This is a genomic window from Acinetobacter sp. C32I, from assembly GCF_023702715.1.
Classification (GTDB): Bacteria; Pseudomonadota; Gammaproteobacteria; order Pseudomonadales; family Moraxellaceae; genus Acinetobacter.
Genome location: NZ_CP098480.1, coordinates 1593421 through 1619355 on the forward strand (window position 1 = coordinate 1593421; position 25935 = coordinate 1619355).

The window sequence follows — 25935 nt, forward strand, 5'->3', positions numbered from 1 at the left end:
TAGCTCAAGCTGACTTTTTTAATTTCAAAACAAATATTAAAACTAAATGATGACAATCACTTAGGTTGAGGATGCTATGATCGGCACCAAATTCTGATTAACCACTTAAAAACAAGATGAAAACCGAATTAAAAGCGAAGATCGTTCATATCTGCGATGAAAAAATGGCCAAGAAAGGCAACAATGTCGGACTTTCATTTTATGCTTTCTTTGCCAATAAAAATGATGATCCTGAACTTCTCATGGAGGCTGCTGAATGGTGGATTATGGAGCATCGTTTGGATCATTTTGAAAAAGCCAGCAAGATTAAAGCACTGGTTCTAGCTGAATCCGATTAATACACATCACGTTGATAACGCTGTTGTTGTTTAAGCTGCTCCAGCAAATCAAGACCTAAAATCTCTTTTAAGGCATGATCAACGCCACCCGCCATACCCTTAAGGCTACCACAGACATAAATTGCTGCGCCCTGTGCAACCCAAGTCTGTAATCGAGTGGATTGTGCTTTTAAACAATCTTGTACATAGATTTTTTCGGCTTGATCACGGGAAAATGCATAGTCAACTTGATCAAGAAAACCATGCTGTTGCCAATAATGAATTTCCGTCTGATAAAGATGATCAAATTGCTGCTGTCGTTCACCAAAAATCAGCCAGTTTTGTTTATAACCCCAATGCTCTCTCTGACGTAGATGTGTCAGCAAACCCGCAATCCCGGTACCATTACCAATCAAGATCAAAGGTCGTGCATCATGCGGCAAATGAAAACTTGGATTATGACGAATATGAGCTTGTAAGATTTGGTCTTGCTGCAAGCCTTGTGTCAACCAGCCCGAACCCAAGCCTAAACCTGTTGCCGTACGTTGCTGTCTGACCACCAATTCAATAAAGCCGTTTTCAGCCAAGCTGGCAATCGAATACTCACGCTTAGGTAAGCGCTCAAATTGTGTTAACCATTGCTGAAAAGACTGCTCTGCTTTGCTCGGTAATTTTCTTAAATTCAGCGTGCTTAATTGAGCGATCAACTTAGCATTGATGGGCTGTTGCTGTGATTGCAAAAATGCCTCAACATCATCCAAATTGTTTTCGCATTGAATCTCTAAAATATCACCTGATGACCAAACCAAGTCCTCATCACCAATCAATTGAACTTTATAAATGGGTTCACCGATACTACCTTTATTTAAGCACTGCCGATGCGCAAACTTTAATTGCAGCCTCTGTTCAGAATGGGTTAAATCACTGAACTGCATTGAAGTTAGCTGCTCTAACCCATTCAACCATTGTTCTAAATCGCGGCTATTCATTTGATCTACTAAAACCGTATTAAATAAAGCCTGCGCCTGTTGTCGAACTAACCATTGTTCCAGTCGCTGCCCAAACTGACAGAAGTGAGCATAGCGCCGATCTCCCAATGCCAAGATTGCAAAAGATAGATGGGATAAATCTAGGCCTTGAGTAAAAGCTTTATTGATAAAGGATTGTGCACTATCAGGCGCATCCCCTTCACCATAGGTACTGACCACCCATAGAATCCGTTGTTGCTCGCTTAAATCATGGAGACTTAGATCTTGAATATTTCTGACCGCAATCTGATCATCAACTAAACGTAATTGCTCAGCGGTGTGTCTGGCCCAGATTTCGGCATGTCCAGACTGGCTGGCATAGACCACCAAATAAGCAGGATGCGATTGCAGCAGTGATTTTGAATTTCTTTGCTGCCAATATAGCCACACAATCACAAAAAGATGCAGACTCAATAATATTGCCAATATAGCAATAACGATCAGCACAGCCTGAGTCATGATGTCACCTTAGATGGCAAACCAAATGAGTAAAATAATTGCCGCTAAACTGCCTGCTGTGAGCAGCAAATGCGTAATTAAACGGGTTTTAATGGTTAAAAATAAGATATAGCCCGCCAAGGACAATAAAATGATGATGATAGCACTGATATCAATGAGCCAATGCCATGTTGCACCGACATTTTTACCGCGATGTAAATCATTGAGTAATGAAACAGTGCTTGCTGGTTTTTGGGTAATTTCGACTTGACCTTCATCCATCAATACCCAGAGATCTGTTGAACCCGCAGGACTCTCTAAACGAATCATCACCTCCCCATCCATGACTTCACTGCTTTTATAACGCCCAATCAACGGCTGCTTGTCTCGAACAAAATCTAGAATCGCCGGAGTTGGATTCTCTTGTTTTTGGATAGCACTCACAAAAGCAGTTGGTAAAGTGAGTTTTACGATTTGCTCATCATTGGATGATTTAAACCAATCTGGGTTATTGAGTAGCAATCCTGTTGCAGCAAAAAAAATCAGTACAATGAAAGCAAAGGCAGAGAGCCAGCCATGCACATAGCGTGCATGGCGGTAAAAATCACGACGTTGATACAAGAGATAAGCCTCGTCAATAAGTAGGGCTTTTAATTAAGCACCACGTTGGAAGTTTAGTTTCAGCGTACCAATTTCTGCCTGTGCAGGAAGTGTTTTTGTTACCGCTTTTGGCCCGACTTCTAATTCAAAACTTTGGTATGAATGATCACCATGCTCACGAGAGGTTTCAATATGGATTAAATATTTACCTGCATCGACAGCTTTACCAGCTTCATCTTTACCATCCCAAGCTAAACGGTACTGTCCTGGTTGGCGTGATGGCTTAGCCACCGCATCCAAGTTTGGCATTTGACGACCATAACGGCGCCACCAGACATAATTTGAATTGATCCATTTCTCATCTTTACCCCAAACCGCAAGGGTACGCACTAATTTTTTATCGCTATCCGTCACCCATACTGAAACATAAGGCGCGCGATAATTATCAACAGCGAGCTTAGGAATATTCACTTCAACTTGTGCCTGATAACCTTTAGGCCAAGCGGTTGCTGCACCATTAGCTGCCACATGTCGCATGATCGCAGGTTGATTGGCATCTAAAAGTGTAGACCAACCTGAGCTTTGATAACGACTGCCATCAGTCGCCACCAATTGCGCTTCAAAACCAACCAATTGTTCAATCAGCTGCATGCCTTCCTGAGGCGACATTGCGGTTAAAGCCGTTGCCAAAGCATCCGCATCTGCAGCGCATTGTCCTACGACGACACATTGCTCTACGGTTTGAATTGGCATACCTGTTTGCGGATTAAGCAAATGCGATTGGCCTGCCAATGAACGATAACCTTGTCCACTAAAAGCAACAGCTTGGTCTTTAATATTTAAAACCTGTGTTGGGGCGGCATTATCAAAGCGTTCATTTGGATTCTGAATACCAATTTTCCAGCCCGCTTGTTGTGGTGATTGACCCCACACCCGCATATCACCACCAATATCGATCAAAATCCCCTGTAAATGTGGTACAGCTTGTTTAGCTGCAATTAAGGCACGATCAATGACATAGCCTTTGGCATAGGCATCAGGTGCGATTTTAATGGCTGAATCGAGTTTAATCTGTTTGGTTTTCGGATTTAGCTCAATACTTTGAGTTTTTAATTGGCTTAATAAAGCTTCTTGGGTTTGATCATCCAGATTGTGTACCTGATGACTTTGTTCCCATAACTGCATCAACTGGCCTAAACGTGCATCAAAACCACCACAGCTCGCACTACGCCATTGTTCACACGCAGCAATTACCTCATACAGTTCAGAGGAGGCTTCGATCTGTTGTTCACGATTGAGTTGACTGATTTCACTGTCATCACGCCATACCGATAAAATCTTATCCAAACGTGCCACTTCATTCTGAATGGCCTGTAATGCCTTTTCTGCATCTTTTTGATGTGCAGTGGTCACAACCACATCCAAAGACGTTCCTAAAATATGATCTTGATGAAAGCTATAACTTGGTGTTTGAATAGGTGCTTGTAATGTCTGAGCATCTTTTACAGTAGTTTCATTGGCCTGAACTATCGTGACTGGAGACATAAATACAGCAATGGCTGCCATCAACGGAGATAAACGAAATATGAGTTGAACGGGGCGAAAAATTTGTTGCGTTGATGACATCGTTAAGCTTCCATTTTCTAAGATTTAACTCGGCCAACCTACTGACTTTATGCACAGTCAATCGCTCGGCCTCTCACATGAATTACAGCCAAAAGAACATGAAAATGAAATGATTTTATTCTGAATAAAATCAAAAACATTTGATTCATTTGCGACACGCATTTGGGAGATAAAAAGCTTCTTAATCTTTGTCTGCCCAATGGCATAAAAACGATTAAAAATTTATCGAAATAATATTGCAACTGATACTCGTTATCAAGTAGATTGTAGCAATTCTTTTGCATTTTTGTTTATTTCTCTTTTAAGGAATTCTTCATGCGTCATCTACTTACTGTTGCCTTATTCTCTGCATTACCAACATTCAGTTTTGCTCACACGGCAAGCCCTTTTTTATTGCCAGAAGTATTTGACAGCAAAGCAGATAACGTCAGCTTTCAAAGTGGAATTACTGTAGAAAAATTCTTTGTTCCAAACCGTAACTTTAAAACAGATTATCAGGTCACAACGCCAGAAGGAAAAACTGAAACTATTAAAGCAGCCGCAGAATTAAAAAAATTCAATATCGCTGAAGTCAATTTAACCACGGATGGCACCTATCGTCTTCGTACGCAAAATGCGACAGGCAACCCAACCAAATATGCATTGATTGATGGTCGTTGGTTACGTGTTCGCCCTCAACGCCCTGCTAATGCAAACCCGATGCCACCACAAGGTAATAATGCAGAGCAAAAAGCGCCTCAAGCACCAGCAAATCAGCCACCTCGTTTTATTGCTGAAGACCAAATTCCTGCAAATGCAAAAACTGCTCAAACCATCAACACCTATATTGCTGAAAGCTTTATCACTAAAGGTAAACCAAGTGCTGTGCCTGCTGTGAGCAACAAAGGTTTCGAATTGAAGTTCCTCACTCATCCAAATGAGTTATTTGCAGGTGAATCCTTTAAAGCACAAGTTTTAATGGATGGTAAACCAGTGCCAAATTTAGAAGTTGATGTGTTTAAAGGTGCCAGCAGCTACCAACCCAATGCAAAACGTGATCAACCGCATGTCAAAACTAACGCAAAAGGTGAAGTTGAAGTAAAATTCAATGAAGCAGGTATTTATCTCATTACCACAGCGTATCCTGAAGCGAATACTGACAACACAAAACCACCCATCGCACAATCTTATACTTACAGCGTGACCGTTGAAGTGACTGAATAAGCCTTTTGACTAAGGTACTTATCAGCGTATAAGTACCTTCCCCCTTTTGATTGAGTTGCAATCCATTTCTATCTTAAAAATAACAGCGTATATTGTTTTAAAACTCGTATTTTCCCTGTTTTATGACTTCAAAAAAAACCAGTGATGCAGGCATCTTTTTATGGATGGTTTATCAAACCATGCAAAAGATGAATTTAGATGCCGCTGCCATCTTTGCTTGTGTTCATTTACCCGATCAGCCACCTGATAAGTTTGTCCGTCGTGACAACGCCACACAGCAACGCTTTTGGCAAGCCGCACAACAAATTAGTGATGATCCCGATATTGGTTTACATATTGGGCACAATGTTCCACCCTTTCGTGGACAAGTGATTGAATATCTTTTTCTCAGTAGTGCAACATTTGGTGAAGGTCTCAAACGAACCATTCGATATCAGGCCTTACTCACTGATGCCATGTCATTTAACTTAGAAATGATAAATGAACATAGAGTGATGATTTCAGGGCTCAATCATCCTGTTCGACACTATTTGGAATGTGCGATTGGTATTTTGCTTAATTTCTTTAAATATATTAGTGACGGAACTTTTACGCCGACTGAAATTGGCCTGCCATATCTAGACGGAGCGGATCAAGAGGAATACCAGAAAATCTGGGGCTGTCCTGTCAAACTCGGGCAAGATAATGGCTATATTTGCTTTGATTCAGCACAATTAGCGACGCCTTCTGCTGCTCATGAACCTGAACTGTTAAAAGTACATGAACATCATGCTGCATCACAAATTGAGCTATTAAACAAACATCAACTTATAAACGAAATCGAAAAAATCTTGGCCAATGGTTTATTAGAGTCTGGAGAGTTTGACCAGAACATCATTGCCGAATATTTAGGACGTAGCGCTCGTAGCTTAAGAGCAGATTTACAACTATTAAATACCAGCTATGAAAAAGTCATTGCCCATTATCGTGAACGTCTTGCTCGTCGCTTACTTTCTCAAACCGAAGAAAGCATCGACCAGATTGTTTATCTGACTGGTTTTTCTGAACCCTCAGCATTTTCCAGAGCATTTAAACGCTGGACTGGTGAGACCCCAAGCGCATATCGACAACGTAAACAGACTTAAATTGATTGGATAGGCAGCTTAAAACTGTCAGATCAGTCAAAACTTTTTACTCTTCTCTTTTTAAAATCCGATCTATGTTAAACGAGGTAATCCAAGCATGATCGGTTTTCCAGTAGGCGTTTTTGTCGCAAATGGTATGGAGTGGTATTTCCACAAAGTCTGGTTACACGAATTTCCAAGCAAAAATAGAAACAGTCCGTTCTTTACCCATATTGCGCATCATAAACGTGCTCGCTTAAATGGCTTTCATGATGAAGGCTATGCGGAGTCGATGTTTAAAAATTCTGAGATGTACAATGAAAAATCGGCACTCATCGGCCTAGCTGCTGCATCCACCATTTTTCTACCGGTTGCACCCTTCTTTACCGCGGGCTTGTACTATGGCATTTGGAATTATTGGAAAGTACATGCCAAATCACACCTCGATCCAGAGTTCGCTAAAAAACGGATTCCTTGGCATTATGATCATCACATGACTAGCAATCAAAATGCGAATTGGTGTGTGACGAAGCCATGGTTTGATTACATTATGGGAACGCGAGTCATGACCAATGTATCGGTCACGGAAACCAATCCATTGGCAATCAACATGCCGAAGTGGCTGGAAAAAAGAGTGAATCGCGTAGCACGCCGCCTCTTACCAAAAGCCTATGCCCAAATTGATGCCAATACGCAATTTGATCAGCAGAATTTACGCCAAGGGATTGAGGTCGCGTTATAAATACGTTGAAGTAGAAGATTAATTCAAACCGAGTTATGCATGACTCGGTTTTATTGTGACAAAGTTAATGCGAGCTGGTTTTAGACAGTAAATTGAGAATCAATACCCCACTCATAATCAAGACAATCCCAATGATTCCCCAAATATCCAGTTTTTGGTCAAATACAAACCAAGCTACGGTGGTAATCAAAACAATTCCAACGCCAGACCAAATCGCATAAGCAACGCCTACAGGAATCGTTTTTAAGGTTAGAGACAAGCAATAAAATGCAATCACATAACCCACTACAACCACGATAGAAGCAACTGGTTTGGTAAAACCTTCACTACTTTTTAAGGCAGAGGTTGCAATCACTTCCGCAGTAATCGCAATGAATAAAATTATCCAATTGTTCATTCAACCATCTCCTACACTCAAATACCACCTATCGGGCCATACACAAGAAAAAACACCCTTATTAAAAGGGTGTTTTTCACATCAATTTTGATTGAGCCAACAATAATTACGCTGACTTCTTCGCCATATTGTTTTTACGGATCGTAATCATCAGCAACTGTACCGCAGCTGGTGTTACCCCAGGGATACGACTTGCTTGTGCTAATGTTTCAGGGCGAACCGTGTTTAACTTTAATGTGATCTCACGTGACAAACCCGAAATACCCTCATATTCAAAATCAGCAGGAATTCGGGTTTCTTCAAGACGTTTTAATTGTGCAACATCTTCATGCTGACGATTAATATAGCCTTCGTATTTCACCGCGATTTCGATCTGCTCACCCACATGCTCAGACACTTCTGAACCTGTTAATTCAGCAATTTGGCTAAAATTGATATTTGGACGTTTCAGTAAATCGATCGCACTACATTCTTTACTGAGATCTGCACCCGTCATTTCAACGAATTTTTTACCCATTGGGTTATTTGGCGCAGCCCACAAATGTTGTAAACGAGAAGTTTCACGCTCAACCGCTTCCATTTTTTCGCTATATGCAGCCCAACGCTCATCGTCAACTAAACCAAGTTCACGACCAATTGATGTTAAACGCTGATCGGCATTATCTTCACGTAACATCAAACGGTATTCCGCACGTGAAGTAAACATACGATACGGTTCTTTGGTACCGAGTGTAATCAAGTCATCAACCAAAACGCCCATATAAGCTTGATCACGTTTTGGTGTCCACTCTTCTTGTTCCCACGCACGGCGTGCAGCATTTAAGCCTGCAAGCAAGCCCTGTGCACCCGCCTCTTCATAACCTGTAGTACCGTTGATTTGACCAGCAAAGTACAGATTTTGAATCGCTTTGGTTTCAAGTGTAAATTTCAATGCTTGTGGATTGAAATAGTCATATTCAATCGCATAGCCCGGACGCAAAATATGCGCATTTTCCATACCACGGATCGAACGAACCAAATTAAACTGCACATCAAATGGCAATGAAGTCGAAATGCCGTTTGGATACAGTTCATGGGTATCTAGGCCTTCAGGCTCCAAGAACACTTGATGTGAATCTTTATCGGCAAAACGATGGATCTTATCTTCGATTGATGGGCAATAACGTGGACCAACACCTTCGATCACACCAGTATACATTGGTGAACGATCTAAACCGCCACGAATAATTTCATGAGTTTTTTCACTGGTATGCGTGATATAACAATTGACTTGCTCAGGATGCATTGACACATCCCCCATGAATGACATCACTGGAGATGGAAAATCACCCGGTTGCGGCGTCATGACAGAAAAATCTACTGTGCGTGCATCAATACGTGGTGGAGTACCCGTCTTTAAACGCCCAACGGGTAATTTAAGTTCACGTAGACGATGCGCTAAAGCAATCGAGGGTGGATCACCTGCACGACCACCACTTGAATTTTGTAGACCGACGTGGATCACCCCACCCAAGAAAGTCCCTGTCGTCAATACCACCGTCTTGGTATCAAAACGGATGCCCATTTGGGTCACAACACCTTTAACGGTATCGCCTTCAACAATTAAGTCGTCTGCAGCTTGCTGGAAAATATCCAGATTCGCTTGATTTTCTAAAGTATCGCGAATTGCTGCTTTATAACGTACACGGTCCGCTTGCGCACGTGTTGCACGCACAGCCGCACCTTTACGAGAGTTTAAAATACGGAATTGAATACCACCTTTATCCGCTGCAAGTGCCATTGCACCACCAAGCGCATCGATCTCGCGGACAAGATGTGATTTACCAATACCACCAATCGCTGGGTTACAGCTCATCTGTCCCAAAGTTTCAATGTTATGCGTTAACAATAATGTTTGTCTTCCCATACGTGCCGCAGCTAGTGCTGCTTCCGTACCAGCGTGACCGCCGCCAATTACGATAACGTCGTAAACTTTAGGATAGTGCATAGTGGTAAATGTGTATTCAAAAAATGACAGAGCATTATACAGGAGTTTTGCATTAAATTGGCAAAAACAGTCAAGATTGTTGCGGATTGCAAGTCCCTGTTCTGGCTACAGAACATACAAAAAGAAACCTTATGTTGCATTTTCCTCTTAGACTGCACACAGCGATTCATCACTATTAACTTGAAAACCACTGTTTTATCTGCTCAGTTTCTTATCCTAAAAAGTGTATAAAAAATACTTTAGGACAATGATATGAACACAAAGCTTTTATTTTCATCTCTTCTTTGTAGCTTATGTTTTAGCGTAGCTGCACATGCAGACACCAAAGCAAGCCAAGACCAACAGGCCAAAAAATATCAACAGGTCTGTAAAGGCAAAAAACAAGGTGATCCAGTTTCATTTGCATTTAAAGGCGTTGTTTTCAATGGTTCATGTGAGCCAAATGAAGCTGGTAAGTTAGCCTTCCAACCACCAACACCAGCATCTAATGCTGCCGTTGAGACTCAAAGTCGCCTATCTGTTACTCAATCAGAGCCTCGTCCAGTCAGTGGTGCACCTGTAGACTCTAATAACGCACCGATGGAAGCTCCTCCAGTTGCGCCAGCACCGCCTGTGGCACCTGATGTTGAACAAACTGCACCTTAATGCATAAATGATATAAAAGAAGGCCTAATTTGGCCTTCTTTTATATAAAAACAATATAATAGATTGTATAAGGACAAAATATTTCATCTTAAAATTGTAATCTGTCTACTTTATAATCCCTTTAACAAGCATGAATCTATTACAATAAGCACAAATACATTTATTTAGGTTTTCCTGTGAACTGGCTACAAATTCATATTACTGTTGATCAAAACCAAGTCGAACTGACCGAAACATTACTCCTGTCATTAGGCGCGGTGAGCGTAACTTTAGATGATGCTGAAGACCAAGCCTTACTTGAGCCATTACCTGGTGAAACCCCACTTTGGAATAAAGTTATCGTCACAGGGATTTATCAACAAGAAGAAGATGACCCAATTGATGTCGATACTTTAGAGGCTTTCCTTAAAGTACAACTTCCTGATGTACCAATGCGCCATGAATACTTGGAAAACCAAGTGTGGGAGCGTGCATGGATGGATTATTATGAACCGATTCAAATTGGTGAAAAATACTGGATCGTACCAGAATGGTTAGAACCACCTGAGGCTGATGCAACCAATATCAAACTTGATCCAGGTCTTGCTTTTGGTACAGGCAACCATGCCAGCACTTTCTTATGCCTACAATGGTTAGGTAAAACTGATGTGAAAGACAAAGTCGTGATCGACTATGGTTGTGGTTCAGGCATCTTGGGTGTTGCGGCTTTATTACTCGGCGCTAAAAAAGTTTATGCGACTGATATTGACCCACAAGCAGTACTTGCGACAAAACAAAATGCAGAATTAAATGGTGTACTGGATCGTCTTTCTGTAGGATTACCCGAAGAGTTTGATCAAGAATTTAAACCACAACAAGCAGATGTCCTTGTCGCCAATATTTTAGCGGCACCATTAATGGCACTTGCGCCTGAATTCTCAACTTTAATAAAAAATGAGGGCGAGTTCGCACTTGCTGGTGTAATCGAAGAGCAAGTTGCTGATGTTTCTAGTGTTTACTCACAGTTTTTTGATATATTAGAGATCGAAAAGCGTGAAGAAAACTGGTGTCGCATTTCAGGAAAACGTAAAACAACAATTTGAGAACATTGTTACTTATGAGTGAAAAACAAACCCGCTGCCCTAAATGTTCAACTGTGTACAAAGTGACCCTTTCACAACTCAGTGTTGCACAGGGTATGGTTTGTTGTCCAAAATGTGTCATTAACTTTAATGCATTAACCAACTTATTAGAAACAGACAGTGAAGCAATCCCGACACCTGTCAATCGCTCACTTTTTTCTTCAATTCAACCTGACAGCTCATTTGCTGAAAAACAAATGCAGATTTTGAGCATCTTTGACCAGAAAATTGAAAACTCAAATATTGATTTATTGACCTATCTCAACAACCTCAATTATTTCAATACCGAACCGGTTACCGCCCTCCCCAATTTAAATCTGTCTGAAGATACCTTACTGATCGACCATGAGAATAATGAGAAACAACATGGTTGGATGTATTACACTTTGTGGGGTGTTGGCAATATCGCTTTGATTTTAGTATTTGCTTTTCAGATTTTGTGGTTCAACCCTAAACTAATGCACGAAAGCCCTGCTCTCAATCAAATGTTTAATTATGCCTGTGGCATTTTTTCGTGCAAAACCAGTAATGAGCAATACCAATATCTCAGCTTTGAAAAAGTAAAAATTAAGCGTGGAGAAAAAGACACCACTGTTTTTTCGGGCGTACTTTTAAATCATCATGAGAATAGTGTGGTACTTCCTACGATTAAGGTCGTCCTCAAACAAAATGATGAAGCCGTTTTTAATGTACTACTTAAACCACAAGACTATTTGGTTGACAGTTTGAAAACGATTCAACGCATTCCATCAAACAGTCCATTTCGCTTTGAATTTAGCCTTCCTAAAAGCAAAAATAGCTTCAATGACTATAGTTTAGAATTTGTACAGCCCTAAAAGATCAAAAAAGTGACAAAAAAACAAAAAAAAGTGCAGTTAATTTGCTCACTTTTTCGCTGACAGTGGTATGATACGCGCCACGAATGCTTTGACCTACTTACTCCTCGTAATTTACAGACAATAAAATCGTTAAACGAACTGTGCTTCTATCCCATAAGCGCATTGTTGGTTTTTTTGTTTTTAAAAGTAGGCGGTAACAAATATTTAACTATTGTTACGCTTATTTTTTACACAATTCGAGGATTTGTGGCAAGCTAATAGTCCTTTTGTTTTAGAGTCACTGTTTTAGGATCTAAAACAGGACTCAGTAATTTAGACCACATTTATATTACTTTACCCAAGTGATATTTTGATTTTTCGGATTAAAACGCATGAATAGCAAATCTCCTATTTTTACGGCTCAATCTGATGTCGCTCTTCGCATCCATGTAGATCGCGCAGTTCGTCATTATTTTGCACAATTGCAAGGTGAGCAACCATCTCAAGTTTATGACATGGTTTTAGCAGAAATGGAGAAACCTCTTTTATCTGTGGTCTTAGAATATACTCGCGGCAATCAAACACGTGCCGCTGAGATTTTAGGCCTTAACCGCGGAACTTTACGCAAAAAGTTAAAAGCTCACGGTTTAATGAGTGAATAATTGATAAAATGCTCACGTTCTCGTGGGCATTTTTTTTGCCTTTTATTTTCAATCTGTAGACTTCAAACTGTTGACTAAAATCATGACTATCAAACGTGCTTTAATCTCTGTTTCCGACAAAACTGGAATCGTTGAATTTGCTCAAAATCTTGCAGCTCTAGGGGTAGAAATTTTATCTACGGGCGGTACATATAAGTTGCTTAAAGACAACAATATCGCCGTAGTAGAAGTTTCTGAACATACAGGTTTTCCTGAAATGATGGATGGTCGTGTAAAAACACTACATCCTAAAATTCATGGAGGCATCTTAGCGCGTCGTGGTCTGGACGAAGCGGTGATGCAAGAACACAACATCGATCCGATTGATCTGGTGATTGTGAATCTGTATCCATTTGCAGCAACTGTCGCAAAACCAAACTGTTCTCTTGCAGATGCGATTGAGAATATCGACATCGGTGGCCCGACTATGGTTCGTGCTGCAGCAAAGAACCATGCTTCAGTCGGTATTATCGTAAATGCATCAGACTATGATTCAGTTATCACTGAATTAAAAGCCAATGCTGGCTTGTCTTATGAAACACGTTTTGACTTGGCAGTAAAAGCATTTGAGCATACAGCACAATACGATGGCATGATCGCATCTTATTTAGGTGCACGTGTTGGCAAAACTGAAGGCGAAGCTGATTTATTCCCGCGTACCTTCAATACCCAACTGAATAAAGCACAAGATTTACGTTATGGTGAAAACCCACACCAAAATGCAGCATTCTATGTAGAAGCCAATGCCAAAGAAGCGTCGGTTTCAACTGCGAAGCAATTACAAGGTAAAGAGCTTTCTTATAACAATATTGCAGATACAGATGCGGCACTTGAATGTGTGAAATCATTTGCAAAGCCTGCTTGTGTCATTGTGAAACATGCTAACCCTTGTGGTGTTGCGGTTTCATTGGATGGTATCAAGGCAGCTTATGATCTTGCTTATGCAACTGATCCTGAATCAGCTTTCGGTGGCATCATTGCATTCAACCGTGAATTGGACACTGCAACTGCACAAGCGATTGTAGATCGCCAATTTGTTGAAGTGATTATTGCACCAAGCATCGCCGATGGCGTGCTTGAAATCACAGGCGCGAAAAAGAATGTCCGTGTGCTGGTCTGTGGTGAACTTCCAGCAATTGATGCACGTGCAGCACAACTTGACTATAAACGCGTAAACGGCGGTTTATTGGTTCAAGACCAAGACTTGGGCATGATCACCAAAGATGATCTTAAAGTTGTGACCAAGCGCGCACCAACTGAGCAAGAAATTGATGATTTGATCTTTGCTTGGAAAGTTGCGAAATATGTGAAATCAAATGCAATCGTTTATGCCAAAAACCGTCAAACCATTGGTGTCGGTGCAGGTCAAATGAGCCGCGTCAACTCAGCACGTATTGCAGCCATTAAAGCGGAACATGCTGGCTTAGTGGTTGAAGGTGCGGTAATGGCATCTGATGCATTCTTCCCATTCCGTGATGGTATTGATAATGCGGCTAAGGCTGGTATTAAATGTATTATCCAACCTGGCGGTTCAATGCGCGACGAAGAAACCATTGCAGCAGCGGATGAAGCGGGTATCGCGATGGTATTCACAGGTATGCGCCACTTCCGTCACTAATACTACTTTAAAAATTCCGTCTTATTTACCTCCCTCTAAATCTCCCTCCTAAAAGGAGGGAGACTACACCAATATCAATATGGGTTCCCTCTCCTCTTAGGAGATGAGGAACGATGGTAGTTCCGCAAGGGAGAGGTTAAGAGGGACTTTTTTATTCTGAACAGGTATATTCTTAAATACGGAAAAAGGAAATAACTTAATAATGAATATTTTAGTTTTGGGTAGCGGTGGCCGTGAACATGCACTTGCATGGAAAATCGCACAAGATGCAAAAGTCACTCAAGTATTCGTTGCACCGGGTAATGCAGGGACAGCAACTGAAGACAAATGTAAAAATATTGACCTCGATATTTTAGACAATCCAGCGATTATTGAATTTGCCAAGGCAAATGATGTTGCTTTGGTCATTGTAGGTCCAGAAGCACCATTAGTGAATGGTGTGGTGGATGCAGCACGTGAAGCAGGCTTAAAAATCTGGGGACCAACCCAGTATGCTGCACAGCTTGAAGGCTCTAAAGCATTTGCCAAGCACTTCTTAAAGCGTCATAACATTCCGACAGCTTTTTATGATGTATTTACTGAAGTTGATGCGGCTAAAGCCTATGTTGAACAACACGGTGCGCCAATCGTAATTAAAGCAGATGGTCTAGCTGCAGGTAAAGGCGTGATCGTGGCAATGACCAACGAAGAAGCCTTTGCTGCGATTGACGATATGCTTGCAGGCAATAAATTTGGCGATGCAGGTTCGCGTGTTGTAATCGAACAATTCCTTGCAGGTGAAGAAGCAAGCTTTATCTGTATGATTGATGGTAATAACATCTTACCAATGGCAACTTCACAAGATCACAAGCGTATCTTTGAAGGTGATCAAGGTCCAAATACAGGTGGTATGGGCGCTTACTCTCCTGCCCCAGTCGTAACTGCCGAAGTATTTGAACGTGTCATGAATGAAGTGATGCGCCCGACTGTTGATGGTATGGCAGCAGATGGTCATGTTTATACTGGCTTCTTATACGCTGGTTTGATGATTGATGAGCAAGGTCAACCGCGTGTGATCGAGTTCAACTGTCGTTTTGGTGACCCTGAAACCCAACCGATTATGATGCGTTTAAAATCATCTTTGGTCGAGTTAGTTGAAGCAGGTATCGCAGGTAATTTACCAAGCGAAGCAGAATGGGATGAACGTAAATCGATTGGTATCGTGCTGGCCGCTGGCGGTTATCCTGAAACGGTTCGCAAAGGCGATGTGATTTCAGGTCTTGGTCAATCTCCAGAAGACACCAAGATTTTCCATGCAGGTACGGCAATGAGCGCAGATGGTCATGTCATTACTGCTGGTGGTCGCGTACTTTGTGTGACTGCACTGGGTGATACTGTGCTTGAAGCGCAAATCAATGCCTTAGAAGTTTGTGGTCAAGTCACATTTACGGGGATGCAATACCGTAGTGACATCGGTTACCGTGCCATTGCTCGAGAAAAAGCTGAATAAACCAATTCAAGCTCAAAAAGCCTTCTTCGGAAGGCTTTTTTTATTCCTGAAATAGCATAAATTCAACTTCTATATTCATTATTTGAATATAAAATTCAGAAAAATATATATTTATTATTTAATTGATGCATATTTTTATATATTTTGAAAAATTCATAAAACTATCATCCATTTATATTTACTTGGAACATAATTTTCTTCAAATAATCAGTCTCTTATACGCAATAGTACAATCCTTCCCCCTATAACCCATACTCAATTGTTGATATGATTGCCCCAATTTTAGATGTTGTTTTTATGTTAACTCCATATTCTTTTTCATTATTTTCAAATGATTAGAATATTTAACCTAACAAAACAAATTGCAGCTAAATCCAAATTTGATTAGAAAATAGGGTGTGTTATTCATTTTTTTCATTTCTGAGATACAGAATGGGCACATGAATATTCATTCATTTTTCTAGTGTTGTGGAAAGGACTCTAGTTCAAACTTCAAGAATAATTGACATGATTGTTTGAGGCCGATGCCAATTTACAACATACAAACCTATTGCAATCATTAATGCTAGAGAAATGCTGATTTTCTCGACATTATTCCGATTAGGATTTATACATGAAAAAGCTGATTAGTCTTTTTTTAAGTGTATCTGTTGTATTACTTGCGGCATGCAGTAAACAACCTGATACTGCATCGACCGAACAAAAAGGTGATGCTGCTGCATTACAAACTGTTGTAATTGCTTCTACTGGTTCAGATGCTGATATCTGGCGTTATATTGCAACTTTGCCTGAAACCAAAGCTGCTGGCGTTAAACTCGAAATTAAAAACTTCACTGACTATGTTGCAATGAATACCGCTGCAGCAAATAAAGAAGTCGATTTGAATGCATTCCAATCTTATGCTTACCTTGTTGCATTCAATGCTGCAAATAAAGACAAGATTGCTCCTGTTTCAACCACTTATTTAGAGCCAATGGGTATCTACTCGAGTAAAGTGAAAAAGGTTGATGAGTTTGCTGAAGGTGCAACCATTGCGATTCCAAATGATGGTGCAAACGAATCGCGTGCATTATTACTTTTACAAAGTGCTGGCTTGATCAAATTGAAAGCTGACTTCGATCCAGTTAAAGGGACCCCTGCTGACATTATCGAAAACAGCAAGAAAATCGTGATTAAGCCGATTCAAATGGCAACAGCAGTCCGTGTTAAAGACGAAGTTGATGCAATTTTATTGGGTAATACACTTGCGATGGAAGGCGGTTTAAACGTACTTAAAGATGCGGTTTTCTATGAGCCTATCGACCAAAGTACCAAGTTAAATGTAAACGTTTTGGCAACTGCAGAATCTCGTAAAGATGATCCTGTGTTACAAAAAGTTGGCGCGCTTTATCATACTGAAGCAGTGAAGCAATATGTTCAAGAACACTTTGCAGGTACTAAAGTTGACGTAAACAAACCAACGAGCTACCTCACTGAAGCAAATTCGTAATATAATACCCACAAATAAAACAGGCAAAGTGATTTTGCCTGTTTTTTCTTTTCTGCCATAGTACTGACGAACATGATCCAATTTAAAAACATTTCGAAACACTATCAGTTGAAAGGTCAAACGATCAATGCGTTGGATCAGATCAATTTAGAGATCCCTGACGGTAGTATCTTTGGCATTATCGGCTATAGTGGTGCAGGTAAAAGTACACTTATCCGTTTGATTAATTTGCTTGAGCGCCCAACTCAGGGACAAGTCATCATTAATCAAAAAGACTTTACTGCAATGGATGCACGGACACTTCGTCAAGAACGTGCAAATATCGGCATGATCTTTCAGCATTTCAATTTACTTCAAACCAAAACGGTGTCTGAAAATATTGAAATACCACTTAAGCTATTAGGTCATAGCAAAGCTGAGCGTGAAAAACGTCTGGTTGAACTCTTAGATTTTATTGATCTAAAACATAAAAAAGATGCCTACCCTGACGAACTTTCAGGCGGGCAAAAACAACGTGTCGGGATTGCTCGTGCATTGGCAAATCATCCAAAGATCTTACTCTGCGATGAAGCCACCTCTGCACTTGATCCACAAACCACCAAATCAGTTTTGGCTTTATTAAAAAAGATTAACCAAGAACAAAATATCACCATTGTGATGGTGACGCATGAAATGGATGTGATTGAATCTGTTTGTGATTATGTTGCGGTGATGGAAGCCGGTCATGTGATTGAAACAGGCCCGACATTAGATATTTTTAGTCAGCCTCAACACCCCACCACTAAAACCTTTATTCAAACCGTATTACAGCAGCAGTTGCCGATCAACATTCTGAATAATCTTGAGCACAAACACCACAATAGTATTTATAGCCTGCAGTTTTTGGGTACATCGGCACAAGAAACTGTGATTCAGGCAGCGATTAAGCAGTTTGATATCAGTTTGAATATCCTATTTGCCAACATGACCGAAATTAATGGCACCGTGATTGGCCAAATGTTTATCCAACTGCTGGGCGACCCGCTTATGATCCAAGAAACGGTAAAGTTCCTTGAGCTTCAAGGTGTGAAAGTTGAACAGTCTGGAGTGGTTAGCCAATGAGAGATTTAATTGTACAATGGCTGACTCAAGTCACCGCTCCGTTTTGGCATAGCTCGCTTTCAATTGACCAGTTTGTTACAGCGCTACAAGAAACCTTTCAAATGGTGTTCTTCTCTTTGCTGTTTGGCTGCATTTGGGGCTTAATCCAAGGCATTACCTTAGTGGTTACCCGAACTGGTGGCATCTTACAAAATCGCGCGATTTATTATTTCCTCAACCCAATTGTGAATGCCTTACGCTCCCTTCCCTTCATTATCTTATTGATTGCTGTTATTCCACTAACCAAAATGTTAGTTGGGACATCAATCGGGACTTGGGCAGCGATTGTACCCTTAACCATTTATGTCGGTCCGTATTTAGGTCGTTTAATTGAAACTTCGTTACTTGAAGTGAATGAAGGCATTGTCGAATCCGCTCAAGCAATGGGTGCTTCGCCTTGGCAAATTATCTTTAAATTTATTATCCCTGAAGCACGTAGCTCTCTGATTCTAAATTTAACCACAGGTACGATCTCGCTCATCGGTGCGACAGCGATGGCGGGTGCTGTTGGTGCGGGTGGTATTGGTGACTTGGCGATTTCTTATGGTTACCAACGTTTCGACACCAGCGTGGTGATTTTAACCGTGATTGTTTTATTGCTATTGGTTCAAATGGTACAAATGCTTGGAGATTGGTTAGCTAAATTACGCTAATTTTCATTCTATACCTGATTAAGGAATATATTGAAAACTCAATATATTCCTTTTATTTTTCTCAAAAACTGACCAAATGATATAAAATAATGCTCTATTAAAATAATAGTAAAAAATCCAACAAGAGCACAATATGGCATCGCTTGAAATACTCACCACCTTTTTAATTACAACGTTTATTTTTGCTTATATTCCTGGCCCAGCAATGCTATATACCGCCGCACAAACTTTAGCAAAAGGGCAAAAATCTGGTTTCATGGCAACTTTAGGACTTTTTATAGGAGGATGTGCTCATATCATAGCCGCTGCAGTTGGGCTCACGACGCTATTTCACTTATTTCCAGTTCTATACACCGTCATTAAAATCCTTGGTGCATGTTGGTTAATCTGGTTAGGTATTAAACTCATCAAAGACACTCCAACATCCAACACGCTAAACACTGCTCAAGAAGAAATTGCAGGAAAAACACTCAAAGAAAGTATCTTGGTCGAAGTATTAAATCCTAAAACTGCGATTTTTTATCTCGCATTTTTACCTCAATTTATCAATAGTGCTTCTCAATCACCGGTCTGGCTACAATTTATCCTTTTAGGTTTAATCGTTAATACAATTTTTATTTCTGCAGATCTTGTATGCGTTTTTCTGGCTGAATTCGTCATGAGAAAAATGAATAAATCCCAAAGTATCCAAAAAACTTTGTCTATATTGGGTGGTTTAATCTTTATTTCTTTGGGCCTATTTCTGATTTTGGGCCAACACTAAATCAGCTTATGCAAAGTAAACTTCATTCGCCGCCTTAAAGGTATTTACATGCAAAGGCACCAAATCATCCAGTGCCTGATACCCCCCCGCCAACACAAACAACATTGGGATTTTCATTTTTTTCGCCATTTCAAAGACAATGCGATCACGCTCGAATAACAATTCAGTACTAAACCACTTTGAACCATATTTATCATGCTGATGACAATCCATCCCTGCCTGATAAATCATCAAATCCGTCTCCCAACGGGAGGCATATTGAAAAGCTTCAAAAATCGCCTCACGATATAAATCAAAATTGCCTTGTTTGGGATGAATATAACGCGTCAGACTGCGATCACCAGCCTTACAACCGAAACGAATGCCAAAAATCCCAAAGTTCAGCAAATTGGTCATACGATTGGTGAAAATCGCAGTCCCATCACCGCCATGCTGATCACAATCCAAAACGAAGATACGTTTTTCTGGATATTGCTTTGCCACCAAGGCCAAGCCATTGAACGTGCAATAAGCTGCACCAGATTCATAACTGGCATGATGAAACCCCTGAGCAATATTAGCAGCAACACCTTCTTTGAATGCAATTTCCGCCCCGACCAATTGCCCTGCCTGTACTGCCAGAATTGCATCACGAAGCTGTTCATTCCACGGCTTAAAACCTTGTATAGTGGCAAAGGCAGACTGTCCAGATAAAAATGCCTCAACATACTGTGGATTGTGCAATTTCTTTAACAGTTCAACATCAATACTGCCTGGATCGATCAGTTCAACCATCCGTTGGGCACGTAACACATCAGCGACAGCGGTGAGTTTTTCCATACTATTGGTATGCGTTTGCGCATAATAGCGTGGTGAATAACAGGCTTTTAGCATGGATATCCTACATAAATTTGATCTTGGGCAATCTCCATCAGTTGATTTAATTCGGTGCTATCAGGTCGGAATAGTCCATTATCGACCTGTTGTTTAAAATGATAACCAAAAGCACGTGCCCGATTGTCAGGTGACACGGCCAACGTGGTTAAGCGTAAAAACCAAAAACCATTCATTGCTGTAATTGGAATTACATAGCCCTTATATTGCTTATTTTTATGCTTAGGCAGCTGTTCGATGTCATAGCTGGCTGAAAATAAACTACCCGCAGGTAAGCGCACCCCATTCATCATCAAAGGCACCAGACTGATACAGGAATGATTATCGCCCATATTCAGTTTTTCCATCATGATCGGTTGTTGCTGCGCATCGACAAAAATATTGATTTCACCCTGCCGCAATAAACGATGATGAGCGATACGCAGGAAAAATTTCTCTGCCATCGGACAAGAACCAACTTTAGGCTTTTCCTCTAAGGACTGGCAATCAATCATACCCTGCCCCGATGCATCCTGAGGCAGAAGAATATCACTCAGTAACTGGCAAATCAGTTTGCTTTCTTCAAGTTGAGCATATTGATGAATATTTCTGAGTTTGGCTTGAAACTCGACTTCCTGCTGTAAGCTCTGTGCAAAACTTTCTTGTGGGTTTATACGCTGCAAGCTTTGTTGGACGTTTAAATTTGTATCCAAGTTACGCCATGTTTCTAACTCTAAGCCATAAGATGAGCTTTGATTAAGAATATTACGTAAAGCTTTGGTCTCATATTCTTCAAAAATACGCAAATCCTGAAACCCGATTGGATCACGTACTTGAGAAACAAACTCAGCAATGACACGTGTCGCCTGCGTATAGCCACAACCCCGACGTTCTGTTTGATGGCTAAAATGCTCGTTCAGCATTTCTGTAAGTTTGGCAGAGAGCGGATATAAATACTTTTTAAAGATAATGACCACTTCATGGTCGATCGGCTCAGACATAATTCCCTCTCTTGTTATACTGATTTATCACTTTTCGCTCATCGTAAAAAACTGTATTTCTCTTTTTAAATTTAATCATTGAAATTATTTAGCTTTACTTCAATATTTTTATACGACTAAAGATAAATCATTAACTTATAAAACTTTTATCTCATCTTTATTGAAAATATAACACTTGTCAACGATAAAAATATCGACTGAACTTTGCTGTCAAAATATGCCCTAAAAAGTCATCAGGTCACGCTCCTAATCAACACGACTTTTGCACTAAATCGCATTTACACTTACACTAGAAATAGGCACTCAACTGAGTACCCAACTCGCAATAACCACATCAAACAAAGCTTTAGGATTCGGCTATGCATTATAAGATTCATGCCATTGACGTAAAAAATGCCTTAAAAAACTATATTTGGTTATTGGAAGATACTCATACACAAGAAGTTGTTGCGATCGATCCAACTGAGGCCAACTTAGTGATCGAGTTTTGCCAACAGCATCAGCTTCAACTGAAGCAAATTTGGTTGACGCATTGGCATAAAGATCATACAGGTGGAGTTGAAGGCTTACTCGCCGATCAAAATATTATGGTCTACGGTCCACGCGATGAATTGAGTAAGATTTCGTTCATTTCCAACCCTTTGCAAAATGACGATCACTTTCATTTTAATGAATTAAAAGTTGAAATTATTGCAACTCCTGGGCATACGCTTGGTCATATTACTTATTTTATTGAAAAACTTGAGACACTGTTTAGTGGTGATACCTTGTTTGCAATGGGCTGTGGCCGCTTATTTGAAGGCACTGCCGAGCAAATGTATCACTCATTGAATCGGTTGGCCGCCCTACCCATTCAAACTAAAGTCTATTGTACGCATGAATATACCCTTGCCAACGCAGAATTCGCCCTTACTGTTGAACCAGACAATGTGGCATTACAACAGCGGCTGGAGCAGGTCAAAACCTTAAGAGCAGCAGATCAGATTACCTTGCCAAGTAGCATTGAATTAGAACTTGCAACCAATCCCTTTTTACGTACCGAAAGTACTGAAGATTTTGCACGTATCCGTAGTTTGAAAGATCAGTTCTAAATAAATGCACTAAATTTAAACGATTCATTTTTCACTTTTTGCTAAAAGTGGAAAATGAAATTATTTTTTACATTTACCCCCAGTCATTTATAAAAAGGAAGCATTTATTTTTTAAAAAAATAAAATTAAATAATCAAATAAAATCAAAAATATAAACAAACAACAGATAAGTTTCTCTCTATAAAAATTACGCTAAATTTACATTAGTTACACGTGGAAAAATAAATCTATGCAATCCCCCTTTAAAAAAATTTAACCGACCCTTATTAATATTTACATGTTCACAAGGAGATCTGTCATGAAAAACAGAGTTGTTAAAGCAAAAAACGTATTGGCTTTCCGTATTTGGTTAGAAAAATTAGGATATTCAGTTAAAAATCTGACAGATAACCGTGGTTTTACATTCAGCTTTAAAAAAGAATATGGTCTGGTCACATGTGACTTATCTGGTAATGCTTTAGCAATGCAGCTTGGCGAAGAATTCGAAGATCATTTAAAAGCATAATGACAAATTTTCTGATCGTTCAGGGTTTCAAAGGGATTTGGAATCCTGATTGCTAAGAATCAACAAATTTAAATATTTTTCCTTCTATTTAATCCCTCATTTTCTAACCATTTCATACAAAATTTTATTGGAACCAACGCAATTTCCAAGTATCATTATGCCCAGTCGAGGGATGCTGCGACAATTGATCAGCACTAAAGATCAATTTGCCAGGCTCGACGATCGGTTAGACACTCGTTTTAACCAACAACGGCATCCGCGAACAGAATGATCCATACTATTTTTTCTAGGAGATCCTGATGAACGCGGTGAATGCTTCATTTACAGATTATAAAGTTGCTGATATTTCCCTTGCTGACTATGGTCGTAAAGAGATCAAACTTGCTGAAGCAGAAATGCCAGCTTTGATCGGCTTACGTAAGCGTTATTCAGCAGCTAAACCACTTGCTGGCGCAAAAATTTTGGGTTGTATTCACATGACAATCCAAACAGCTGTTCTTATTGAAACATTGGTTGAGCTTGGCGCAGAAGTACGTTGGACTTCTTGCAACATCTTCTCTACTCAAGACCATGCTGCTGCTGCCATTGCTGCAAGCGGTGTTCCTGTATTCGCTTGGAAAGGCGAAACAGAAGAAGAATATGTATGGTGCTTAGAGCAGCAGATCAATGTCAACGGTCAGCCTTGGGATGCCAACATGATCTTGGACGATGGCGGTGACCTAACTGCACTTGTTCATGACAAATACCCTGCACTTTTAGAGCGTATTCACGGCATTACTGAAGAAACCACTACAGGCGTACAACGTCTGTTGGAAATGTGGAAAGACGGTTCGCTTAAAGTACCAGCGATCAACGTGAATGATTCGATCACTAAATCGAAGAATGACAACAAATACGGTTGCCGCCATTCATTAAACGATGCCATCAAACGTGCAACTGACATGTTACTTTCTGGTCGTCGTGCACTTGTGATCGGTTACGGTGATGTTGGTAAAGGTTCTGCACAATCTTTACGTCAAGAAGGCATGATCGTTCGTGTCACTGAAGTTGATCCAATCTGTGCAATGCAAGCATGTATGGATGGATACGAAGTTGTATCTCCATATAAAAATGGCGTACAAACTGGCAAAAAAGAAGATATTAACCAAGACTTATTGGGCAATACTGATCTTGTTGTAACAACAACTGGTAACTACCACGTATGTGATTCTGCAATGTTAGATAGCTTAAAAGCGGGTGCTGTAGTATGTAACATCGGTCACTTTGATACAGAGATCGACACTGCATACTTACGTGGTTACAAGTGGGTTGAAGTGAAGCCACAAGTCCACCAAGTGTATCGTTCAGAAGACGAAAACAACTACCTTATCCTTCTTTCTGAAGGTCGTTTAGTGAATCTTGGTAATGCAACAGGTCACCCATCACGCGTGATGGACGGTTCATTTGCAAACCAAGTTTTAGGTCAAATGCATTTATTTGCTGAGAAATTTGCTGACTTACCTGCTGAGCAAAAACAAGCTGCGATTCGTGTCGAAGTCCTTCCGAAGAAATTAGATGAAGAAGTGGCTGCTGCAATGGTTCTTGGCTTTGGCGGCGTGTTAACCCAGTTAACGCAAGTACAAGCAGACTACCTTGGCGTTCCTGTAGAAGGTCCGTTCAAATCTGACGCTTATAAATACTAAGAAAATCAGGGCAGACGTTTTACGGACTGCCCTTTTTTCTAAAATTCCCAAGCGATTTTAAAAAGGATTTGAAATGACAAAGCGTGTTCCTATTTCTTTTGAATTTTTCCCACCTAAAACAGATGCGGGCGCGGAAAAATTAAAACTTGTTCATCAAGAATTACAACTCTTAAATCCAGAATTTTTCTCGATTACCTATGGTGCGGGTGGTTCAACGCGTGAACGCACACTTGCAGCGATTCATGACTTTAATGGCAAAGGTACGCCTGTTGCGCCTCACTTATCTTGTATTGGCGATGACAAAGTCCGTATCGCCGAACTTTTAGATTTATATAAATCTCAAGGCATTGATCGTATTGTCGCTTTACGTGGTGATTTACCATCAGGTCAAGTTGGCCTAGGTGAACTACCTTATGCACAGGACTTAGTCCGCTTTATTCGTGAGCATTCAGGTGATCACTTCCACATTGAAGTGGCCGCCTATCCGGAAATGCATCCTCAAGCGGAGACTTTTGATGGTGACATTCAACGTTTTGTTGAAAAAGTAAATGCAGGCGCAAATGCAGGCATTACTCAATTCTTCTTCAATCCAGATGCCTATTTCTATTTTATTGAGCGTATTGGCAAAGCTGGCGTGAATATTCCAGTTGCACCAGGTATTATGCCGATCACCAATGCAAGCAATCTGATCCGCTTTGCAGATGGTACTGGTGCGGAAATTCCACGTTGGATCCGTAAGCAACTCGCAGCGTATGGCGACGACAGTGCAAGCATCAAAGCATTCGGTCATGAAGTGATTGTAAAACTTTGCGAACGCTTGATTGCCGGTGGCGCACCAACACTGCATTTTTACTCAATGAACCAAACAGAACCGACTCGACAACTGGTTGTCGATCTTGGTTTAAACTAATTTGTACGAGCACGAC

General features: G+C 40.5%; 25 protein-coding genes. 18 read left to right on the forward strand and 7 right to left on the reverse strand.

The window, feature by feature from the left end; translation table 11 throughout:
* The first annotated feature begins 116 nt into the window (after positions 1 to 116).
* Entirely contained in the window at positions 117 to 338 is a 222-nt protein-coding gene (locus NDN13_RS07765; RefSeq protein WP_005322146.1) for a DUF6500 family protein, read from the forward strand.
* Here NDN13_RS07765 and NDN13_RS07770 read toward each other — a convergent pair.
* The 3 genes from NDN13_RS07770 to NDN13_RS07780 are packed head-to-tail and all read right to left on the reverse strand — an operon-like array spanning position 335 to position 4009.
* Positions 335 to 1804 (reverse strand): sulfite reductase subunit alpha, encoded by a 1470-nt coding sequence (locus NDN13_RS07770; protein ID WP_251117820.1) that lies wholly within the window; start codon positions 1802 to 1804, stop codon positions 335 to 337. The genes NDN13_RS07765 and NDN13_RS07770 overlap by 4 nt on opposite strands.
* Positions 1805 to 1813: 9 nt before the next feature.
* A complete protein-coding gene (locus NDN13_RS07775; RefSeq protein WP_251117821.1) occupies positions 1814 to 2404 on the reverse strand; it encodes a PepSY-associated TM helix domain-containing protein in 591 nt (196 codons plus the stop codon).
* 33 nt (positions 2405 to 2437) lie between these two features.
* Entirely contained in the window at positions 2438 to 4009 is a 1572-nt protein-coding gene (locus NDN13_RS07780) for a DUF2271 domain-containing protein (protein WP_251117822.1), read from the reverse strand.
* Positions 4010 to 4324: 315 nt separating this feature from the next.
* On the opposite strand from NDN13_RS07780, the gene NDN13_RS07785 reads away from it, so the two are divergent.
* From NDN13_RS07785 to NDN13_RS07795, 3 genes are all read left to right on the forward strand, one after another.
* Positions 4325 to 5212, forward strand: a complete 888-nt coding sequence (locus tag NDN13_RS07785; protein WP_251117823.1) for a DUF4198 domain-containing protein — start codon at positions 4325 to 4327, stop codon at positions 5210 to 5212.
* Positions 5213 to 5334: 122 nt separating this feature from the next.
* On the forward strand, positions 5335 to 6336 hold the full coding sequence (locus NDN13_RS07790) for an AraC family transcriptional regulator (RefSeq protein ID WP_251117824.1): 1002 nt from the start codon (positions 5335 to 5337) through the stop codon (positions 6334 to 6336).
* Positions 6337 to 6433: 97 nt separating this feature from the next.
* Positions 6434 to 7057: a hypothetical protein gene (locus tag NDN13_RS07795; protein ID WP_251117825.1), complete on the forward strand. Its 624-nt coding sequence runs from the start codon at positions 6434 to 6436 to the stop codon at positions 7055 to 7057.
* Between the two features lie 64 nt (positions 7058 to 7121).
* Here the strand turns inward: NDN13_RS07795 and NDN13_RS07800 are convergent, their stop codons facing one another.
* Positions 7122 to 7454 (reverse strand): DMT family transporter, encoded by a 333-nt coding sequence (locus tag NDN13_RS07800; RefSeq protein WP_005204777.1) that lies wholly within the window; start codon positions 7452 to 7454, stop codon positions 7122 to 7124.
* A gap of 106 nt (positions 7455 to 7560) precedes the next feature.
* Positions 7561 to 9441, reverse strand: a complete 1881-nt coding sequence (gene mnmG, locus NDN13_RS07805) for a tRNA uridine-5-carboxymethylaminomethyl(34) synthesis enzyme MnmG (RefSeq protein ID WP_251117826.1) — start codon at positions 9439 to 9441, stop codon at positions 7561 to 7563.
* A 252-nt stretch (positions 9442 to 9693) separates the two neighbouring features.
* Between mnmG and NDN13_RS07810 the strand changes: the two genes are divergently transcribed.
* The 10 genes from NDN13_RS07810 to NDN13_RS07855 all read left to right on the forward strand — a co-directional run bounded on the left by NDN13_RS07810 (position 9694) and on the right by NDN13_RS07855 (position 19878).
* Positions 9694 to 10086, forward strand: coding sequence for a hypothetical protein (locus NDN13_RS07810; RefSeq protein ID WP_251117827.1), 393 nt, complete (start codon positions 9694 to 9696; stop codon positions 10084 to 10086).
* 176 nt (positions 10087 to 10262) lie between these two features.
* A complete protein-coding gene (prmA, locus tag NDN13_RS07815) occupies positions 10263 to 11168 on the forward strand; it encodes a 50S ribosomal protein L11 methyltransferase (RefSeq protein WP_251117828.1) in 906 nt (301 codons plus the stop codon).
* A 14-nt stretch (positions 11169 to 11182) separates the two neighbouring features.
* Positions 11183 to 12043 (forward strand): DUF3426 domain-containing protein, encoded by an 861-nt coding sequence (locus NDN13_RS07820; protein ID WP_251117829.1) that lies wholly within the window; start codon positions 11183 to 11185, stop codon positions 12041 to 12043.
* Positions 12044 to 12417: 374 nt separating this feature from the next.
* Positions 12418 to 12687 (forward strand): DNA-binding transcriptional regulator Fis, encoded by a 270-nt coding sequence (gene fis / locus NDN13_RS07825; RefSeq protein WP_001086304.1) that lies wholly within the window; start codon positions 12418 to 12420, stop codon positions 12685 to 12687.
* An 82-nt stretch (positions 12688 to 12769) separates the two neighbouring features.
* The gene (purH, locus tag NDN13_RS07830; protein ID WP_251117830.1) at positions 12770 to 14344 is read left to right on the forward strand and encodes a bifunctional phosphoribosylaminoimidazolecarboxamide formyltransferase/IMP cyclohydrolase; all 1575 of its coding nucleotides are present in this window, start codon (positions 12770 to 12772) and stop codon (positions 14342 to 14344) included.
* 202 nt (positions 14345 to 14546) lie between these two features.
* Entirely contained in the window at positions 14547 to 15833 is a 1287-nt protein-coding gene (gene purD, locus NDN13_RS07835) for a phosphoribosylamine--glycine ligase (RefSeq protein ID WP_251117831.1), read from the forward strand.
* A 613-nt stretch (positions 15834 to 16446) separates the two neighbouring features.
* On the forward strand, positions 16447 to 17322 hold the full coding sequence (locus NDN13_RS07840) for a MetQ/NlpA family ABC transporter substrate-binding protein (RefSeq protein WP_251117832.1): 876 nt from the start codon (positions 16447 to 16449) through the stop codon (positions 17320 to 17322).
* A gap of 72 nt (positions 17323 to 17394) precedes the next feature.
* Positions 17395 to 18423, forward strand: a complete 1029-nt coding sequence (locus tag NDN13_RS07845; RefSeq protein ID WP_251117833.1) for a methionine ABC transporter ATP-binding protein — start codon at positions 17395 to 17397, stop codon at positions 18421 to 18423.
* Complete coding sequence (locus NDN13_RS07850; protein ID WP_004654491.1) at positions 18420 to 19115, forward strand: methionine ABC transporter permease; 696 nt, start codon at positions 18420 to 18422, stop codon at positions 19113 to 19115. Before NDN13_RS07845 ends, NDN13_RS07850 begins: the two co-directional genes overlap by 4 nt.
* Positions 19116 to 19248: 133 nt before the next feature.
* A complete protein-coding gene (locus NDN13_RS07855) occupies positions 19249 to 19878 on the forward strand; it encodes a LysE family translocator (RefSeq protein ID WP_251117834.1) in 630 nt (209 codons plus the stop codon).
* Between the two features lie 6 nt (positions 19879 to 19884).
* Here NDN13_RS07855 and NDN13_RS07860 read toward each other — a convergent pair whose 3' ends face one another.
* Both NDN13_RS07860 and NDN13_RS07865 read right to left on the reverse strand, forming a co-directional pair.
* Positions 19885 to 20751: an arginase family protein gene (locus tag NDN13_RS07860; protein WP_251117835.1), complete on the reverse strand. Its 867-nt coding sequence runs from the start codon at positions 20749 to 20751 to the stop codon at positions 19885 to 19887.
* Positions 20745 to 21731 carry a hypothetical protein gene (locus tag NDN13_RS07865; RefSeq protein ID WP_251117836.1) on the reverse strand — a complete coding sequence of 329 codons (987 nt, stop codon included), beginning with the start codon at positions 21729 to 21731 and terminating at the stop codon, positions 20745 to 20747. The genes NDN13_RS07860 and NDN13_RS07865 overlap by 7 nt, the downstream gene beginning before the upstream one ends.
* A 359-nt stretch (positions 21732 to 22090) precedes the next feature.
* Here NDN13_RS07865 and gloB point away from each other — a divergent pair, with 359 nt between their 5' ends.
* The 4 genes from gloB (at position 22091) to metF (ending at position 25919) form a co-directional block, all read left to right on the forward strand.
* The gene (gene gloB, locus NDN13_RS07870; protein WP_251117837.1) at positions 22091 to 22822 is read left to right on the forward strand and encodes a hydroxyacylglutathione hydrolase; all 732 of its coding nucleotides are present in this window, start codon (positions 22091 to 22093) and stop codon (positions 22820 to 22822) included.
* Between the two features lie 298 nt (positions 22823 to 23120).
* On the forward strand, positions 23121 to 23327 hold the full coding sequence (locus NDN13_RS07875) for a hypothetical protein (RefSeq protein ID WP_004654498.1): 207 nt from the start codon (positions 23121 to 23123) through the stop codon (positions 23325 to 23327).
* A 299-nt stretch (positions 23328 to 23626) separates the two neighbouring features.
* The gene (gene ahcY / locus NDN13_RS07880; protein WP_005189859.1) at positions 23627 to 25009 is read left to right on the forward strand and encodes an adenosylhomocysteinase; all 1383 of its coding nucleotides are present in this window, start codon (positions 23627 to 23629) and stop codon (positions 25007 to 25009) included.
* Positions 25010 to 25082: 73 nt separating this feature from the next.
* Complete coding sequence (gene metF, locus NDN13_RS07885) at positions 25083 to 25919, forward strand: methylenetetrahydrofolate reductase [NAD(P)H] (protein ID WP_251117838.1); 837 nt, start codon at positions 25083 to 25085, stop codon at positions 25917 to 25919.
* The last annotated feature ends 16 nt before the right edge of the window (positions 25920 to 25935 follow it).

What these genes read in the sequence shown, in the direction of transcription:
- NDN13_RS07765 (WP_005322146.1), top strand. Translation starts at nt 117, where the DNA reads ATGAAAACCGAATTAAAAGCGAAGATCGTTCATATCTGCGATGAAAAA.
- NDN13_RS07770 (WP_251117820.1), bottom strand. Translation starts at nt 1,804, where the DNA reads ATGACTCAGGCTGTGCTGATCGTTATTGCTATATTGGCAATATTATTG.
- NDN13_RS07780 (WP_251117822.1), bottom strand. Translation starts at nt 4,009, where the DNA reads ATGTCATCAACGCAACAAATTTTTCGCCCCGTTCAACTCATATTTCGT.
- NDN13_RS07785 (WP_251117823.1), top strand. Translation starts at nt 4,325, where the DNA reads ATGCGTCATCTACTTACTGTTGCCTTATTCTCTGCATTACCAACATTC.
- NDN13_RS07790 (WP_251117824.1), top strand. Translation starts at nt 5,335, where the DNA reads ATGACTTCAAAAAAAACCAGTGATGCAGGCATCTTTTTATGGATGGTT.
- NDN13_RS07795 (WP_251117825.1), top strand. Translation starts at nt 6,434, where the DNA reads ATGATCGGTTTTCCAGTAGGCGTTTTTGTCGCAAATGGTATGGAGTGG.
- NDN13_RS07800 (WP_005204777.1), bottom strand. Translation starts at nt 7,454, where the DNA reads ATGAACAATTGGATAATTTTATTCATTGCGATTACTGCGGAAGTGATT.
- mnmG (WP_251117826.1), bottom strand. Translation starts at nt 9,441, where the DNA reads ATGCACTATCCTAAAGTTTACGACGTTATCGTAATTGGCGGCGGTCAC.
- NDN13_RS07810 (WP_251117827.1), top strand. Translation starts at nt 9,694, where the DNA reads ATGAACACAAAGCTTTTATTTTCATCTCTTCTTTGTAGCTTATGTTTT.
- NDN13_RS07820 (WP_251117829.1), top strand. Translation starts at nt 11,183, where the DNA reads ATGAGTGAAAAACAAACCCGCTGCCCTAAATGTTCAACTGTGTACAAA.
- fis (WP_001086304.1), top strand. Translation starts at nt 12,418, where the DNA reads ATGAATAGCAAATCTCCTATTTTTACGGCTCAATCTGATGTCGCTCTT.
- purH (WP_251117830.1), top strand. Translation starts at nt 12,770, where the DNA reads ATGACTATCAAACGTGCTTTAATCTCTGTTTCCGACAAAACTGGAATC.
- purD (WP_251117831.1), top strand. Translation starts at nt 14,547, where the DNA reads ATGAATATTTTAGTTTTGGGTAGCGGTGGCCGTGAACATGCACTTGCA.
- NDN13_RS07840 (WP_251117832.1), top strand. Translation starts at nt 16,447, where the DNA reads ATGAAAAAGCTGATTAGTCTTTTTTTAAGTGTATCTGTTGTATTACTT.
- NDN13_RS07845 (WP_251117833.1), top strand. Translation starts at nt 17,395, where the DNA reads ATGATCCAATTTAAAAACATTTCGAAACACTATCAGTTGAAAGGTCAA.
- NDN13_RS07850 (WP_004654491.1), top strand. Translation starts at nt 18,420, where the DNA reads ATGAGAGATTTAATTGTACAATGGCTGACTCAAGTCACCGCTCCGTTT.
- NDN13_RS07855 (WP_251117834.1), top strand. Translation starts at nt 19,249, where the DNA reads ATGGCATCGCTTGAAATACTCACCACCTTTTTAATTACAACGTTTATT.
- NDN13_RS07860 (WP_251117835.1), bottom strand. Translation starts at nt 20,751, where the DNA reads ATGCTAAAAGCCTGTTATTCACCACGCTATTATGCGCAAACGCATACC.
- NDN13_RS07865 (WP_251117836.1), bottom strand. Translation starts at nt 21,731, where the DNA reads ATGTCTGAGCCGATCGACCATGAAGTGGTCATTATCTTTAAAAAGTAT.
- gloB (WP_251117837.1), top strand. Translation starts at nt 22,091, where the DNA reads ATGCATTATAAGATTCATGCCATTGACGTAAAAAATGCCTTAAAAAAC.
- NDN13_RS07875 (WP_004654498.1), top strand. Translation starts at nt 23,121, where the DNA reads ATGAAAAACAGAGTTGTTAAAGCAAAAAACGTATTGGCTTTCCGTATT.
- ahcY (WP_005189859.1), top strand. Translation starts at nt 23,627, where the DNA reads ATGAACGCGGTGAATGCTTCATTTACAGATTATAAAGTTGCTGATATT.
- metF (WP_251117838.1), top strand. Translation starts at nt 25,083, where the DNA reads ATGACAAAGCGTGTTCCTATTTCTTTTGAATTTTTCCCACCTAAAACA.